Below are 15,385 nucleotides of genomic sequence, written 5' to 3' on the forward strand. Positions count from 1 at the left end.
CGGGTAATTGCCTTGTTAGCAGGGTAATTAACTCCCTTCGCTTATACAAGCCCGAAAATAATTCAGGCACCCGCAGGTGCCTGTTAAGACTATTGTTAAGTCATTCCATGTATCGCGTTAATGTCTGCGGTACTCGTTTTCCTGGTATTCGCCAGATTCAATCTTCGCAATGCCTGCTTCCAGGATTGAAATAAATTGACGTGCGACGTCCGTCGTTAGCCATAGCGTCTGGCCAATTTCAGCATCATGACTGTTTTCTTGAGTGGGGTTCTGGTAGTGCAGGCGCAACATCAGCGCATCGTAGCTATCAACGGTGCTGATGTCCCATCCAACGAGGGGATGGGTCTGAATGACTTCATTATTTTTTTCCATCATAACCCCTTATTCATATGTTAAAAGACAACAATTCTCGAGGTTTAATGCATGTTTTTTGAAGCAAGTTAATTATATCAGGGATCAAGAATAAACTCGAGAAATTAAATGAAAGGCAGCATGATTTTCTTTTTTTTGCCGCTTTTTTGCTCAAGATAAGCGTGGGAAATGGCCATTTTAGTCGATATTAAGCAGAATAATCAGGAATATTCTGAACATGAGGCGGGGATAAAAAAGCCGGGGCGACCCGGCAAAGAAAAGCACAATGAGGGAGCAAACCAGAGTAACTGGATCCCGCCATGCTTCAGGAGAGATCGTGGACAAACCAGTCGTCCGCGCTTTCCCAGGTTTCTTGCAGGATTTCGCTTATCCGGTCTTTGTCTTCTTTCAGGGCGCCGAGCACCGTGAGCTGGTTACCGGTGGCGTAGCGTACGCTCACCTGGCTGTCGATGGCCGGGAATTGCTCGGCGATACGCCGGGAGAGTTCGTTATTCAGCGCTTCCAGCGCGCCGTTGGGTAAGGCGGTCGTTTTGGCGATAGACACTTCGATGCGCATAATTGCCCCCTGTGTTTGATACTGGTTATTTATACAGTATCTGGTGAGCATTGACAACAGGGGGCTACGTTTTTTATCGCTTCATCGTCCAGCGAACGGTTTCACCCGCCAGGAACGGGACCAGGCTATCATTGGGCAGCGCAATGCTGTCAACGACAGTGGTCTCTTCACGCACCAGCTCAACATAGCTTTCATTGACCGGCAGACCGTAGAAGCGCGGGCCGTTCAGCGAGCAGAAGGCTTCAAAGTGCTGCAGAGCGTTCATTTCTTCAAAAACGGTGGCGTAGCTGCCGAGGGCGGTCGGGGCGTTGAAGCAACCGGCACAGCCGCAGCTGGCTTCTTTACGGTGGCGGGCGTGCGGCGCGGAGTCGGTGCCGAGGAAGACGCGGCTGAAACCGCTGGCGACCAGTTCGCGCAGCGCCTGCTGATGAATATTGCGCTTGAGCACCGGCAGGCAGTACAGGTGAGGACGAATACCGCCGACCAGCATATGGTTGCGGTTAAACATCAGATGCTGCGGGGTGATGGTGGCCGCTAATAACTCATTGCCGTCACGTACATACTCGGCGGCATCTTTAGTGGTGATATGTTCAAAAACCACCTTCAGGCCGGGCAGGCGCTGAAGCAGGGGTTCCATTACCGTCTCAATAAAGCGCGCTTCACGATCGAAAATATCAATCTCGGCGTGGGTCACTTCGCCGTGAACCAGCAGCGGCATGCCCAGTTTTTCCATCCGCTCCAGCACCGGCATAATGGCGTCGGTGCTGGTGACACCGTGGCTGGAGTTGGTGGTGGCGTTTGCCGGGTAGAGCTTGGCGGCGGTGAACACACCTTCGTTAAAGCCGCGCTCCAGCTCCGCCGGGTCGAGAGAGTCTGTCAGATAGCAGGTCATCAACGGGGTAAAATCGTGCCCGGCCGGGACGGCGTCCATAATGCGCTGGCGATAGGCGATAGCCGCCGCGACGGTGGTGACAGGCGGCACCAGATTCGGCATCACGATCGCCCGGCCATAAAACTCACTGGTGTAAGGCACGACGGTTTTCAGCATATCGTCATCACGCAGATGGATATGCCAGTCGTCTGGGCGGCGGATTTTCAATACCTGGGATTGTGCTGTCATGGAAGGCTCCGGCTAATAGGTTCAGTCATCAGGGCTGTTTTTTGCCGGGCACTAAGGATAAGCGTAAACGTTTTCCTTTGCACTCATTTCCGTAAAAAATTCAGGGCGCCGTAGCGCCCTGAAGATTAATTGGTAAAGGGGATGACAATTTCGCCCGGTTTCACCTCTATGCCCTTGGCATATTTCTTCGCCAGCGCTTCGCCGGTGCTGGCGTCTTCACGCAGGACATAGGCCGGTTGCTGGCTGAAGTAGCTGCGCAGCGACTGATTCAGATAGGGGAGCAGAGCCTGAATCACCGACTGCAGCTTCTCGGGCGCCACTTTGGCATCGACCACCTCCATTTCCTGCAGGAAGATAGCGCCTTTGTCTCTGTCAAACGTTGGCAGCGCTTTGAGCTTCAGATCGATCGTCGCTTTCTGCGTCCCGAACAGGGAGTTCAGATCGACGTTGGCGACACCGGTCAGCGTGACTTTGCCCGGCTCTTCGCGGCCAATAGCGCTGGTCAGGTTCTGCAGTTCAATATGGGCATCGGCAACACCTTTCAGACCAATATCTTTGGCGAAATGGTTACGCTTCTGCAGCGCCTGGTTTATCTCCTGCTCGCTTACCGTGTATTGGGTCAACTGGTTACAGCCGCTCAGCAGACCGCTGACAATCAGCGCAGCGGCGATCAATATCTTTTTCATGGGGCTCCTCAAGCTCGTACCATCATTCATCCTGACACAAAGCATCATGACCTGTCAGCACCCTTCATGCCAGCAGAATAGGCTGAAAGGCAGGAGAAACCACGGACGTACGGTCTAGGTACGCGGCTCCAGCATGCCGGAGGCAGAGCGTTTCGGACTGAATTGCCACCACAGGGCAAGGAAGGTGATAAAGCCGATGGCGCCGAGCATCAGCCACGGCAGTTCGGGCTGGCCCGCGGCTTTCCCGGCATCAAACAGCCAGCCGCCGCCCGCGTAACCCAGCGCGCCGCCGAAGGCGAGTCCCAGGCGGCTGAACCCCATATAGCTGCCGCGTGCACGGGCATCTGCCAGCGAGGCGCCCAGCGTCTCCCTGGCCGGTTCAGCAATGATCGAACCGATGTAAAACAGGCAGATTAGGGTAAATAACTGCTGCAAACTGCTGGTCATGCCAATCGGCAGCATCGCCAGCGTCATCACCAGCAGACCAGCCATCAGCCGGTGCTCAAGGCGATAGCGTTTCTCGCTCCAGCGGGCAATGGGATAGAGCAGGGTCAGCGAAATGGTGGCTTCGATGGCGTACATCCACTTCACGGCGGCCGGCGAACCGGCGATGTCGTTCACCATGATCGGCAGCATCAGCATCACCTGCACCGCCAGCATGTAATAGCCCGTCAGCGTCAGGACATAGGTGACGAAGCGTTTGTCCCGCAGCACCCTGCCCAGCCCCTCACGGACTGGCGTTTTCACCGTCGACAGTTTCCATGCTGGCAGATACCAGGCGTTAAACGCCGCGCAAGCGATAAACAGCGCAGCCCCGGCGCTGCACACCAGGCGGAAGTCATACTGTAGCAGCCAACTGCCCAGCAAGGCGCCAATCACCGCGCCGGCGCTGTCCTGCATCATCAAAAGGGAGAAAAAGCGGCCGCGCTGATGCGGGCGCACTAGTTTGACCACCAGCGCGGCCCGCGGCGGATCGAACAGCGTCCCGCCGAGTCCGGAGAGAATGCACGATAACCACAACACCCACGGCTCATGGGCGACAGCCATCGCCGCGAAGCCGCCGGCGCGCATCAGCATGCCGGTGACAATCATGGGTTTGGCGCCGAAGCGGTCGGCGATGGCGCCGCCAAAGATACCTAATCCCTGCTGCACCAGCTGGCGCAGGCCGAGCGCAATGCCGACCATCAGCGCTGCCCAGCCCATCTGATCGACAAAGCGGATGGAGATCAGCGGAAAGACGACAAAAAAGCCCAGCACGACCAGCATGTTATCGACTAACAGGAAATATTTACCCAGGCTCCTTGCCTGCGAGACGCGGGACATTTCCCCTCCAGGGAAAAATAGAGATAAGCGAGGATATTCTGCGGGTAATCTGCTGCTTTTCCCAGCACCCTTGCGACAATATTTTTTTATCAAAAAGCAAGATCGATTGAGCCTATTCATCGAAAAGAGGAGATGGCGCAGAAAATGGTATGTTGCTGTTTTCACACTATCGTGCAGGACAGGTATAGTGATGAGAGCAAGATTGAAGTCAGGGGGACTGAAAAGGAAATGTTTGGCTATCGCAGTAACGTGCCGAAGGTGCGTTTGACGACGGACCGGCTGGTGGTGCGCCTGGTCCACGATCGTGACGCCTGGCGTCTGGCCGATTATTACGCCGAGAATAAAGTATTCTTAAAACCCTGGGAGCCGGTACGTGACGACAGCCACTGCTATCCCTCCGGGTGGCAGGCGCGCCTGTCGATGATCGGCGAGTTTCATAAGCAGGGGTCAGCCTTTTATTTCGCGCTGCTCGATGCGGAGGAAAAAGAGATCGTTGGCGTGGCGAATTTCTCCAATGTGGTTCGCGGATCATTCCATGCCTGTTATCTCGGCTACTCCATTGGCGAAAAGTGGCAAGGGCAGGGGCTGATGTTTGAAGCGCTGACCGCCGCGATTCGCTATATGCAGCGCACGCAGCATATTCATCGCATTATGGCCAACTATATGCCGCATAATCAGCGCAGCGGCGCGCTGCTGGCACGGTTGGGGTTCGAAAAAGAGGGTTATGCCAAAGATTATCTGCTGATTGACGGGCAGTGGCGTGACCATGTACTGACGGCGCTAACGACGCCGGACTGGTCAGCAGGGCGCTAAGGAGAGAGGATGAAATATCAGTTAACCGCGCACGAAGCGCGCGTCATTGGCTGTCTGCTGGAAAAGCAGGTCACCACGCCCGAGCAGTACCCGCTGTCGGTGAACGCCGTGGTGACCGCCTGTAATCAGAAAACCAACCGCGAGCCGGTGATGTCGCTGAGCGAAGGCGAGGTCCAGACGCTGCTGGATACCCTGGTGAAGCGCCACTATCTGCGCACGGTCAGCGGGTTTGGCAATCGGGTCACCAAATATGAGCAGCGTTTTTGCAACTCCGAATTTGGCGATCTGAAACTCAGCGCCGGCGAGGTGGCGGTGGTGACGACGCTGCTGCTGCGCGGCGCCCAGACGCCGGGTGAATTACGCAGCCGGGCGCAGCGGATGCATGAGTTCAGCGATATGGCGGAAGTGGAAAGCGTGCTGGAAGGGCTGGCCACACGCGAAGATGGCCCCTTTGTCGCTCGTCTGCCCCGGGAGCCGGGGAAACGGGAAAGCCGCTATATGCATCTGTTTTGCGATGACATGGACACGCTGATCACCACGGTGGAAGCACTCTCGCCGCTGGAAGACGATGACGATCTGCGTGCCCGGGTTGAAGCACTGGAAGGCGAGGTGGCAGAGTTGAAAGCGCGCCTTGACTCGCTGTTACACCATCTGGGGGACTAAACGTGGGGACAAGACTGCGCATTGGGGTGGTTGGCTTAGGGGGCATTGCGCAAAAAGCGTGGTTGCCGGTGTTAGGCGCTGCGGAAAGCTGGACGCTGCAGGCGGCCTGGTCGCCAGGAAAAGAGAAGGCGTTGCGCATCTGCGATACCTGGCGGATCCCGTATGCTGATTCGCTGGATGCCCTGGCGGCGCAGTGTGATGCGGTCTTTGTCCATACGTCGACGGCTTCACATTATGAAGTGGTGAATCACTTGCTGAATGCCGGGGTTCATGTTTGTGTGGATAAACCGCTGGCGGACAAACTGAGCGAGGCGGAAGCGCTGGTCGAGCTGGCTGCCCGGCGTCATCTGACGCTGATGGTCGGTTTCAATCGCCGCTTTGCGCCACTCTATCGTGAACTGAAGGGGCGGCTGGGCGAGGCGGCCTCGCTGCGAATGGATAAGCACCGTAGCGATAGCGTAGGCAACGATCTGCGCTTTACCCTTCTCGATGATTATCTGCATGTGGTAGATACCGCGTTGTGGCTGGCTGACGGCCAGGCGCGCCTGCGCGGCGGCGCGCTGCAGATCACCCCGCAGGGCGAAATGCTCTATGCCGAACACCAGTTCAGTTCATCCAGGCTGCAGGTCACCACCAGCATGCACCGCCGTGCCGGAAGCCAGCGTGAGTGGGTGCAGGCGGTCACCGATGGCGGGTTATATGCGGTGAGCGAGATGCGCGAGTGGCAGGAGGAGTGTGGTCTTGGTGTGGTCCAGCGCCCGGTGGCAGGCTGGCAAACCACCCTCGAGCAGCGCGGTTTTGTCGGCTGTGCGCGTCATTTCATCGAATGCGTGCAAAATCAGACGGTTCCGGAAACCGCAGGCGAACAGGCGCTGCTGGCTCAGCGGGTGGTCGATAAGCTCTGGCGTGACGCCATCAGCGAATAATCCGTTGTAACAACTGACTGTAGTAATTCATATTGAACCCGGTAGACTATCGCCACTTTCCAGCGCCCGCATTTGCGGGCGTTTTACTCCAGGGTTTGGAATAATAGCGTAATGAATCTTTTAAAATCACTGGCGGCCGTCAGTTCGATGACCATGTTTTCGCGCGTGCTGGGCTTTGCCCGCGATGCGATTGTGGCGCGCATTTTTGGCGCCGGGATGGCGACCGATGCCTTTTTTGTCGCCTTCAAGCTGCCTAATCTGCTGCGGCGTATTTTTGCCGAAGGCGCCTTCTCGCAGGCATTTGTACCGATCCTTGCCGAATATAAAAGCAAACAGGGCGAAGATGCCACCCGGGTATTTGTCTCTTACGTCTCCGGATTGCTGACCCTGGCCCTGGCGATCGTCACCGTTATCGGGATGCTGGCGGCACCGTGGGTGATCACCATTACAGCGCCCGGATTTGCCGATACCGCCGATAAATTTGCGCTGACCACCCAATTGCTGCGCATTACCTTCCCCTATATTTTGCTGATCTCCCTGGCCTCGCTGGTGGGCGCTATCCTCAATACCTGGAACCGCTTCTCGGTGCCGGCCTTTGCTCCGACATTCCTCAACGTCAGCATGATTGGCTTTGCACTGTTTGCCGCGCCGTACTTCCATCCGCCGGTGCTGGCGCTGGCCTGGGCGGTAACGGTCGGCGGCGTGCTGCAGCTGGCCTATCAGCTGCCGCACCTGAAGAAGATTGGCATGCTGGTTCTGCCCAGAATTAATTTGAAAGATGCTGGCGCAATGCGGGTTGTGAAGCAGATGGGGCCGGCGATCCTTGGCGTGTCGGTGAGCCAGATCTCCCTTATCATCAATACCATCTTCGCCTCGTTTCTCGTGTCGGGGTCGGTGTCGTGGATGTACTATGCCGACCGTCTGATGGAGTTTCCGTCAGGTGTCCTGGGCGTGGCACTCGGCACCATTCTGCTGCCGTCATTGTCGAAAAGCTTCGCCAGCGGTAACCATGACGAGTATTGCCGCCTGATGGACTGGGGGCTGCGACTTTGCTTCCTGCTGGCGTTGCCGAGCGCGGTGGCGCTGGGGATCCTCGCCAAGCCGCTGACCGTGGCCCTGTTCCAGTACGGTAAATTCAGCGCCTTTGATGCGGCGATGACCCAGCGTGCGCTGGTGGCCTATTCCGTGGGGTTGATGGGTCTTATCGTGGTGAAAGTACTGGCGCCTGGCTTCTATTCCCGTCAGAACATCAAAACGCCGGTCAAGATTGCCATTGTCACCCTGATTATGACCCAGGTGATGAACCTGGCGTTTATCGGCCCACTCAAGCATGCGGGTCTGTCGTTGTCCATCGGCCTGGCGGCTTGTCTCAATGCCGCGCTGCTGTACTGGCAACTGCGTAAACAGAAAATTTTCACTCCACAGCCCGGCTGGCTAGCCTTCCTGTTGCGCTTGATCGCGGCGGTGGTGGTGATGGCCGCCGCGCTGCTGGGCGTCATGCATCTCATGCCGGAGTGGTCTCAGGGGACGATGCCGTTCCGTCTGATGCGCCTGCTGGTGGTGGTGGTCGCCGGAGTGGTGGCTTATTTCGCCACGCTGCTGGTGTTGGGTTTCCGCGTAAAAGAGTTTGCCCGTCGCACAGCGTAAGCCATTGCGAGGGTAAGAGGAAACCCGCTTCGCCTCAGGCGAAGCGGGTTTTTTTATGATGTGCGGCGTTCGGCTGCGATGACGCGCGCATTCTCCAGCAGGCGGATCGCCAGGGCGATTGCCCCGCTGACGACGGCCAGCGTGACCACTCCGTTCCAGCCGGCCAGCACGTACAGCTTGCTGCCCAGCACTGACCCCAGCGACATTCCAATAAAGACGACGGTGAACAGCAGGGCGTTAAGGCGGCCACGGGCCTGCGGCTCCAGGCTGTAAACCAGGTTCTGATGCGCCACCAGGCTTGACTGCAGGCCGAGATCGAAGCCAATAGCCGAGAGAGCAATCAGCGCCAGCTGGCCATGCAGAGGGAGCAGCGGCAGCATAAACATCAGGGCGAAGGAGAGGGTGACCAGCGCTGCGCCCATCTGAGTCACTTTGCCGGCGCCAAACTTATCGGCCAGTCCGCCCGCCAGTGGTGCCGCCAGCGCCCCGGCGGCACCGGCGATACCAAAGCCACCCGCTACTGCGCTCCCCATGTGATAGTGTTCTGAGAGCATCACCGCCAGCGTCGACCAGAAAGCGCTGAAGGCGATAGAGAGTGCCCCCTGAGCCAGTGCGGCGCGGCGTAACGCCGGATAGCGCTGCCACAGATGGGCCATTGAGGCCATTAGCTGCGGATAGCTCAGCGTCGAGTGAATGGCGAAGCGTGGCAGGACCCGCCACATCACCAGGCCAATCAGCGCAACGCTGACTGCAGCCGCCTGATACATCACCCGCCAGCCGAATACGGCGCCCACTACGCCGCTGACTGTCCTGGAGAGCAGGATCCCCAGCAGCAGTCCGGTCATCACCGTGCCCACCATTTTTCCCTGCTTACCTGCCGGGGCGAGGATCGCCGCCGCAGGAACGATATCCTGCGCCATGGTGGCCGCCATGCCGATCAGCAGACTGGCCACCAGCAGTGAGGTGAGCTGGCCGGTAAGGCTGCACAGGAACAGCAGGATCGCCAGCATTGCGCTCTTCAGCAGGATCAGCCGGCGGCGATCGTGACGGTCGCCGAGTGGGAGCAGGAACAGAATGCCGAGCGCGTAGCCAGCCTGCGTCAGGGTAGGGACCAGGCCCATTCCTTCTACCGACAGGTGGAGATTAGCGCCCATCAGCGGCAGCAGCGGCTGCGCATAATAGATAGAGGCAACGCTAAAGCCAGCGCCGAGCGCGAGAATGAAGATAATCCAGCCTGCGTCGCGGGTGGAAAGGGAAGTCGGTGTCATGATCAGTACCTCATAGATGCGATGGCGCTATTTTTCCCCGAATGCAGCTGGCGCGGTAGCCGGGCTGGTGGTAAAACGGTTATACGTAGCACGTATAGGCAAAAGAAAAATGAAAAGACAGGAGCGTATAGACCGCATTGAGCTGATGCGCACCTATATTCGTATTATAGAGGCCGGCTCACTCTCCGCCGCCGCGGGGCAGATGGATACCACCCAGGCGACCGTCAGCCGCCGCCTGCAGTCCCTTGAAGGACTGCTGGGGGTGAAGTTGATCCTGCGCACGACCCATGCGATGAAGCTCACTGACGATGGCGAACGCTGTTATCGCCATGCCCGTCAGGTCGTGGACGCCTGGCTGGCGCTGGAGGATGACCTGCGTATTGCCGACGATCAGCCCGTGGGGGTGCTGCGGGTACGGGCGCCCCATGCTTTTGGTCAGCAACAGCTGCTGGCGCCGCTGGTCGCATTTCTGCAGCGTCATCCGCAACTGTCGGTCGAGTGGATGCTGAATGATAATACCGTCGACTTTCTCAGCGATAATATCGACTGCGCCATCCGCGTTGGCGCGGAGGTGGATCCAGCCACGGTATCCGTGCTGCTGGCGGAAGTGCCGCGCTGTGTGGTGGCCTCCCCTGAACTCCTGGCGAAGTACCCGCCGTTAACCTCGCTGGAGGCGCTATCCGGCCTGCCGTGGATCGCCATTAATACCTTTTATCAGCATGAGGTACGGCTCCGGCATCTGGAAAGTGGGCAAATCGTCTCGACGGCCATCACCCCCTGCCTGAGCACTGACAGCCTGTACGTCGCGCGAAATACCGCGCTGGCGGGGCTGGGGGTGGCGATGGTGTCCAGCTGGACTGTCGTGGAGGATATTGCCGCCGGACGGCTGATTGAGCTGTTCCCGCAGTGGCGTCCCGCCTCGCTGCCGGTTCATCTGGTTTATCCCTGGGCGCGCTATTATCCGACACGCTTGCGTAAGTTCCTTGACCTGATGCGGGAGATCATGCCGGATCTGGCCGGGATGCAGCGTCCGCAAAGCGCATAAAAAAACCGGCCAGAGGCCGGTTTTTTTATTAAGCACGCTTACTCGACGGGCTGTGGGCGGGTCGGTTCTGCGGTGGCTTTATGGGTCGCACTATGACCACCGGCGGCGCCTTTACCTTCAAAAGCGAACGGCGGGCGCACCCAGGTGCTGTGGCGCGGCGCTTCCGGGACATAGTCCGGAGCAGGCGCACGGGTCATCGGCGCGGTAGCATGGCGATCGCCAGCCACAACCACAGGTTGGCTTACCGGCGTTTCAGCTTTGACCGGTTCGACAGGGGCCGTAGGGGCCGCTTCGGTCACCGGTGCTTCCACCACGGTTTCTGCAGCCGGCGCAATGGTTTCTACTGGCGCTTCAACGACAGGCGCCGTTTCCACCACTTCAGGTTCAACAGTGACCGGCTCGGCGTCGATCGTCACTGGCGCTATGGCCTGAGGCGTTTCGACAGCTGGCGCTTCGGCCGGGACTGGCTCGACAGCTGCTGGCTCGACAACTTCCAGAGTATCAACGATCACCGGCTCGGCGGCGACGACGGGTTCGACGACCACCGGCTCAGCGGTTACTGGCTCCATGGTCGCCGGCTCGACGGTAACCGGCGCGGCAGTGACGGGTTCAACCACGGCAACCGGTGCCGCTACAGCTTCGACGGCTTCAATGGCGCTGGTGTCCTGAACCTGAACCTCTTCCGGCAGCTGGTCCTGCGGACGAACGACCGGGTAGCGGATCCAGACTTTACCGGAAGCCATCTCCGGCGAGGCGCAGGCGACGGTCAGCGGCATTGGCGACTGGGTCGGATAGCGTTCGTCACGATAGCGACGACGACGCTGCCCGCTGACGCGCAGATGACGCGGGGAACGACGTGAGCGGCGCGGCATGCCGTTAGCTTCACGGGATTCGCCGTTTTCGTCGTGTTCCACCACGCTTTCCACTACCGCTGGCAGTTCGGCGTTCACCGGCTCGCTGCGCGGGGCGGCGACTTCAGCCACAACGGCCTCAGGCGCGATCTCGGCAGTTTGCTCAGCGACGGTAGACTCAAAGCGCACTTTCTGGGAGAGCTGACGCGGTTTACGACGCGGCAGAGTTTGCACACGCTCTTCCTGCTCAGTCTCCTGCACTTCCGGCTCTTCACGCGTCTGCACCTTGGTTTCCTGCTGCGCCTGACGTTTGTCGTCATTGCGGCGGCGGGAGCGTTCACGGCGCGGCTGCTGCTCGTCACGGGATTTGGTCTTGTCCGCATCATCGCCGACGGTCTGACGAACGTCACGCGCTTCTGCGTTTTGCGGCTGCTTCTCGCGACGGTTGCGACGGTTTTCTTCACGCGATTCACGCGGCTCGCGGCCCTCGGCATTGTCCGCACGGGCGTCGCGATTGTCACGGTTATCGCGGTTGTCACGATTGTCGCGGTTATCACGGCGGTCGTTGCGGTCGTTGCGATCGCGGCGGTTGTTGGTCCGTGGTTTACGACGTTCCTGCTGACGCTCCGGTTTTTCTTCCGCTTTCTTCTCGACCTGAACTTCAGCAGGTTTGGCTTCTTCTTCGGTGCCAGAGAAGATATTTTTCAGTGCGCTGAAGAAGCGCGAGAGCAGTCCTGGCTGCGCCGGTGCAGCGGCCACGGCCGGTGTCGCTGCGACGACGACAGGGGCGGCAACAGGCTCTTCCAGCATCGGTGCTGGCGGTGCGTCAGGCATCACAAAGGTGGCCAGCGCAGGCTGTTCCGGACGTTTACGTTCTGCCGGCTCTTCGTCACCAGGCAGCGCCATCTCTTCTTCATGCAGCTTCGGCAGCAGATAGCTCAGCGTTGAGGTCTCTTCACCTTTGCGCACGCGCAGGACGGAGTAGTGCGGCGTTTGCATTTCGTCGTTTGGCACGATAATGACGCGTACATCACCCTGACGGGATTCGATAGCGCTCACCGCTGCACGTTTCTCGTTCAGCAGATAAGAGGCGATCGGTACCGGAACGATGGCGTGGACTTCTTTGGTGTTCTCTTTCAGCGCTTCTTCTTCAATCAGACGCAGAATAGAGAGCGACAGCGATTCGTTATCACGCACAGTACCGGTGCCGGAGCAGCGCGGGCAGACGTGATGGCTGGACTCGCCCAGCGACGGGCTCAGGCGCTGGCGAGACATCTCCAGCAGGCCGAAGCGCGAAATATGGCTGATCTGAATGCGCGCGCGGTCCTGACGGACGGCTTCACGCAGACGGTTTTCTACCGCACGCTGGTGGCGAACCGGGGTCATATCGATGAAGTCGATAACGATCAAGCCGCCAAGGTCGCGTAGACGCAGCTGGCGGGCAATCTCATCGGCCGCTTCGAGGTTAGTATTGAACGCCGTCTCTTCGATATCGCCGCCGCGAGTTGCGCGAGCGGAGTTGATGTCGATAGCGGTCAATGCTTCGGTGCTATCGATAACGATAGACCCGCCGGACGGCAGGCGAACTTCACGCTGGAAAGCGGATTCAATCTGCGACTCGATCTGATAGTGGCTGAACAGCGGGATTTCACCGGTGTACAGTTTGATTTTGCTGCTGAAATCCGGACGACCCAGCGCGGCGATATGCTGGCGGGCCAGCTCGAGCACTTTCGGGTTATCGATCAGAATTTCGCCGATGTCCTGGCGAAGATAGTCGCGGAAGGCGCGGACAATCACGTTGCTTTCCTGGTGGATCAGGAACGGCGCCGGACGGCTTTCCGCGGCTTTCTGAATCGCTTCCCAGTGTTTCAGACGGAAGCTCAGGTCCCACTGCAGGGCTTCGGCAGATTTGCCGACGCCAGCGGTGCGAACGATAAGGCCCATGCCATCCGGAAGCTCCAGGCTCGCCAGCGCTTCTTTCAGTTCGGTACGATCGTCACCCTCGATACGGCGGGAAATTCCCCCCGCGCGCGGGTTGTTCGGCATCAGGACCAGATAGCTGCCTGCCAGGCTGATAAAGGTGGTGAGCGCAGCGCCTTTGTTGCCGCGTTCTTCTTTATCAATCTGCACGATAACTTCCTGACCTTCACGCAGCACGTCTTTGATATTAGGACGACCGTGCGCATTGTAGTTAGCGGGGAAGTATTCGCGGGCGATTTCTTTGAGGGGGAGGAAACCATGACGCTCAGCGCCGTAATCGACAAACGCGGCTTCAAGGCTAGGTTCAATGCGGGTGATTTTGCCTTTGTAGATGTTCGCTTTTTTCTGTTCGTGCCCGGGGCTTTCGATATCCAGGTCGTACAGGCGCTGCCCATCAACAAGGGCGACGCGCAACTCTTCCTGCTGAGTTGCGTTGATTAACATTCTTTTCATCGTAACTTACTCATTATTCTTACATTGACGACTAAGCTGCGGGCAGAGTAATGCCTTTCCGGGGGAAAACCGATGGCCTCGTGTCTGGTTCACGTCGCCAACCTCACGGTTGTCGCGCGCTTAAGAGGCGCAGAGTGTCGGTCGCCTGTGTTTCAAACGGAAACACAGCGCAATTATTCAGGGGAACAGCCTGGGATGTATCACCAGAGAATATTCCATTTATACTCGTCGTCTTTCGCGTTGCAGGCATGGTGGCTTAACCTGCTCACCTCGATCAAAGGATCCAGATGAGCTCCCGGGAGTCCCGGAGTTGACGCCTTCCTGCGACTTGAAATCCATAGAGCCTGTACCGGTAAGGACTGCAACCCGCAGCCCGCTAACTGTCTGAAAGATCACAACGTCTTACGCCATTGCTGCGTGGGCGATCGGTCAGACAAAATTGGTCATTCCGCTAATGTCTTGTTCTAACAAGATGCAATACGGAAAACGGTCTCATTATTCCATTGCTAACCTTGTTATAGCAAGTTGACTTTCACCTTTTATCACCCGGTTACTCACAGTTTTATCACCTGCCCATACAGATTGTTCTAATAACAAACAAAATGGCGGACAGGTAAACCGTGAAAACAGGATAATGATAAATATAAGCATATAAAAATGAGTGGCGCTAATGCGTCCGGCTATTTAGAATCGCGCACCATGAAAACTGAGACCCCAACCGTAAAAATGATTGCCATTGCTGCTGATGAAGCGGGGCAACGTATCGACAACTTTTTGCGTACCCAATTGAAAGGCGTACCGAAGAGCATGATTTATCGCATCCTGCGTAAAGGCGAAGTGCGGGTAAACAAAAAGCGTGTGAAGCCGGAGTATAAGCTGGAAGCGGGCGATGAAGTCCGTATCCCGCCGGTGCGCGTGGCAGAGCGTGAAGAAGAGGCGGTATCGCCACACCTGCAGAAAGTAGCGGCGCTCTCTGAAGTGATCCTCTATGAAGACGACCATATTCTGGTGCTCAACAAACCTTCCGGTACTGCGGTACATGGCGGCAGCGGCCTAAGCTTTGGCGTGATTGAAGGGCTGCGCGCCCTGCGCCCCGAGGCACGTTTCCTTGAGCTGGTGCATCGTCTCGACCGCGATACCTCCGGCGTGCTGCTGGTGGCAAAAAAACGCTCAGCGCTGCGTTCGCTGCACGAGCAACTGCGCGATAAAGGCATGCAGAAAGATTACCTGGCGCTGGTGCGCGGTCAGTGGCAGTCGCATACCAAAGTGGTGCAGGCCCCGCTGTTGAAGAACATTCTGCAGAGCGGAGAGCGTATCGTTCGCGTGAGTCAGGAAGGCAAACCGTCGGAGACGCGCTTTAAAGTTGAAGAGCGTTACGAATTCGCCACGCTGGTGCGCTGCAGCCCGGTCACCGGGCGCACGCATCAGATCCGCGTTCATACCCAGTATGCCGGCCATCCTATCGCTTTTGACGATCGCTATGGCGACCGCGAGTTCGACAAGCAGCTCTCCGGTACCGGCTTAAACCGTCTGTTCCTGCACGCGGCGGCGCTGAAGTTTACCCACCCGGGGAGCGGGGAGGTGATGCGCGTTGAAGCGCCGCTGGATAACCAGCTGAAGCACTGTTTACAGGTGCTACGTAAGAGCAAATAAGCACAACGGCGGAATCAGTTCCGCCGTTT

13 protein-coding genes are annotated in these 15,385 nt (G+C 58.0%); 6 read left to right on the forward strand and 7 right to left on the reverse strand.

Annotated elements, in window-relative coordinates:
* Positions 1–117 precede the first annotated feature (117 nt).
* The 5 genes from bssS to mdtH all read right to left on the reverse strand — a co-directional run bounded on the left by bssS (position 118) and on the right by mdtH (position 4,057).
* Positions 118–372 carry a biofilm formation regulator BssS gene (bssS, locus tag CWM54_RS01660; protein ID WP_008805969.1) on the reverse strand — a complete coding sequence of 85 codons (255 nt, stop codon included), beginning with the start codon at positions 370–372 and terminating at the stop codon, positions 118–120.
* Positions 373–676: 304 nt separating this feature from the next.
* Complete coding sequence (gene dinI / locus CWM54_RS01670) at positions 677–928, reverse strand: DNA damage-inducible protein I (RefSeq protein ID WP_100695731.1); 252 nt, start codon at positions 926–928, stop codon at positions 677–679.
* 73 nt (positions 929–1,001) lie between these two features.
* Positions 1,002–2,048 (reverse strand): dihydroorotase, encoded by a 1,047-nt coding sequence (pyrC, locus tag CWM54_RS01675; protein ID WP_100695733.1) that lies wholly within the window; start codon positions 2,046–2,048, stop codon positions 1,002–1,004.
* A 125-nt stretch (positions 2,049–2,173) separates the two neighbouring features.
* Positions 2,174–2,734, reverse strand: a complete 561-nt coding sequence (locus tag CWM54_RS01680; protein ID WP_061155089.1) for a lipoprotein — start codon at positions 2,732–2,734, stop codon at positions 2,174–2,176.
* A gap of 114 nt (positions 2,735–2,848) precedes the next feature.
* The gene (gene mdtH, locus CWM54_RS01685) at positions 2,849–4,057 is read right to left on the reverse strand and encodes a multidrug efflux MFS transporter MdtH (protein ID WP_074386341.1); all 1,209 of its coding nucleotides are present in this window, start codon (positions 4,055–4,057) and stop codon (positions 2,849–2,851) included.
* A 228-nt stretch (positions 4,058–4,285) separates the two neighbouring features.
* Here mdtH and rimJ point away from each other — a divergent pair, with 228 nt between their 5' ends.
* From rimJ to murJ, 4 genes are all read left to right on the forward strand, one after another.
* A complete protein-coding gene (rimJ, locus tag CWM54_RS01690) occupies positions 4,286–4,870 on the forward strand; it encodes a ribosomal protein S5-alanine N-acetyltransferase (RefSeq protein WP_008805973.1) in 585 nt (194 codons plus the stop codon).
* Positions 4,871–4,879: 9 nt separating this feature from the next.
* Positions 4,880–5,533, forward strand: a complete 654-nt coding sequence (locus CWM54_RS01695) for a YceH family protein (protein WP_012542247.1) — start codon at positions 4,880–4,882, stop codon at positions 5,531–5,533.
* 14 nt (positions 5,534–5,547) lie between these two features.
* The gene (locus CWM54_RS01700; protein WP_165785859.1) at positions 5,548–6,459 is read left to right on the forward strand and encodes a Gfo/Idh/MocA family protein; all 912 of its coding nucleotides are present in this window, start codon (positions 5,548–5,550) and stop codon (positions 6,457–6,459) included.
* A 111-nt stretch (positions 6,460–6,570) separates the two neighbouring features.
* Positions 6,571–8,106, forward strand: coding sequence for a murein biosynthesis integral membrane protein MurJ (gene murJ, locus CWM54_RS01705; RefSeq protein WP_061155086.1), 1,536 nt, complete (start codon positions 6,571–6,573; stop codon positions 8,104–8,106).
* 53 nt (positions 8,107–8,159) lie between these two features.
* On the opposite strand, the gene CWM54_RS01710 is transcribed toward murJ, so the two are convergent.
* A complete protein-coding gene (locus CWM54_RS01710; RefSeq protein WP_100682158.1) occupies positions 8,160–9,374 on the reverse strand; it encodes an MFS transporter in 1,215 nt (404 codons plus the stop codon).
* A gap of 16 nt (positions 9,375–9,390) precedes the next feature.
* Between CWM54_RS01710 and CWM54_RS01715 the strand changes: the two genes are divergently transcribed.
* On the forward strand, positions 9,391–10,419 hold the full coding sequence (locus CWM54_RS01715) for a LysR family transcriptional regulator (RefSeq protein ID WP_165785856.1): 1,029 nt from the start codon (positions 9,391–9,393) through the stop codon (positions 10,417–10,419).
* A 38-nt stretch (positions 10,420–10,457) separates the two neighbouring features.
* Here the strand turns inward: CWM54_RS01715 and rne are convergent, their stop codons facing one another.
* On the reverse strand, positions 10,458–13,703 hold the full coding sequence (rne, locus tag CWM54_RS01720; RefSeq protein WP_100695735.1) for a ribonuclease E: 3,246 nt from the start codon (positions 13,701–13,703) through the stop codon (positions 10,458–10,460).
* Positions 13,704–14,402: 699 nt separating this feature from the next.
* Here rne and rluC point away from each other — a divergent pair.
* Positions 14,403–15,356, forward strand: a complete 954-nt coding sequence (gene rluC, locus CWM54_RS01730) for a 23S rRNA pseudouridine(955/2504/2580) synthase RluC (protein WP_077274739.1) — start codon at positions 14,403–14,405, stop codon at positions 15,354–15,356.
* Positions 15,357–15,385 lie beyond the last annotated feature (29 nt).

The organism is Klebsiella sp. D-Nf1 (genome assembly GCF_002810515.1).
Classification (GTDB): Bacteria; Pseudomonadota; Gammaproteobacteria; order Enterobacterales; family Enterobacteriaceae; genus Klebsiella; species Klebsiella variicola.

What these genes read in the sequence shown, in the direction of transcription:
- bssS (WP_008805969.1), bottom strand. Translation starts at nt 372, where the DNA reads ATGGAAAAAAATAATGAAGTCATTCAGACCCATCCCCTCGTTGGATGG.
- dinI (WP_100695731.1), bottom strand. Translation starts at nt 928, where the DNA reads ATGCGCATCGAAGTGTCTATCGCCAAAACGACCGCCTTACCCAACGGC.
- pyrC (WP_100695733.1), bottom strand. Translation starts at nt 2,048, where the DNA reads ATGACAGCACAATCCCAGGTATTGAAAATCCGCCGCCCAGACGACTGG.
- CWM54_RS01680 (WP_061155089.1), bottom strand. Translation starts at nt 2,734, where the DNA reads ATGAAAAAGATATTGATCGCCGCTGCGCTGATTGTCAGCGGTCTGCTG.
- mdtH (WP_074386341.1), bottom strand. Translation starts at nt 4,057, where the DNA reads ATGTCCCGCGTCTCGCAGGCAAGGAGCCTGGGTAAATATTTCCTGTTA.
- rimJ (WP_008805973.1), top strand. Translation starts at nt 4,286, where the DNA reads ATGTTTGGCTATCGCAGTAACGTGCCGAAGGTGCGTTTGACGACGGAC.
- CWM54_RS01695 (WP_012542247.1), top strand. Translation starts at nt 4,880, where the DNA reads ATGAAATATCAGTTAACCGCGCACGAAGCGCGCGTCATTGGCTGTCTG.
- murJ (WP_061155086.1), top strand. Translation starts at nt 6,571, where the DNA reads ATGAATCTTTTAAAATCACTGGCGGCCGTCAGTTCGATGACCATGTTT.
- CWM54_RS01710 (WP_100682158.1), bottom strand. Translation starts at nt 9,374, where the DNA reads ATGACACCGACTTCCCTTTCCACCCGCGACGCAGGCTGGATTATCTTC.
- CWM54_RS01715 (WP_165785856.1), top strand. Translation starts at nt 9,391, where the DNA reads ATGCGATGGCGCTATTTTTCCCCGAATGCAGCTGGCGCGGTAGCCGGG.
- rne (WP_100695735.1), bottom strand. Translation starts at nt 13,703, where the DNA reads ATGAAAAGAATGTTAATCAACGCAACTCAGCAGGAAGAGTTGCGCGTC.
- rluC (WP_077274739.1), top strand. Translation starts at nt 14,403, where the DNA reads ATGAAAACTGAGACCCCAACCGTAAAAATGATTGCCATTGCTGCTGAT.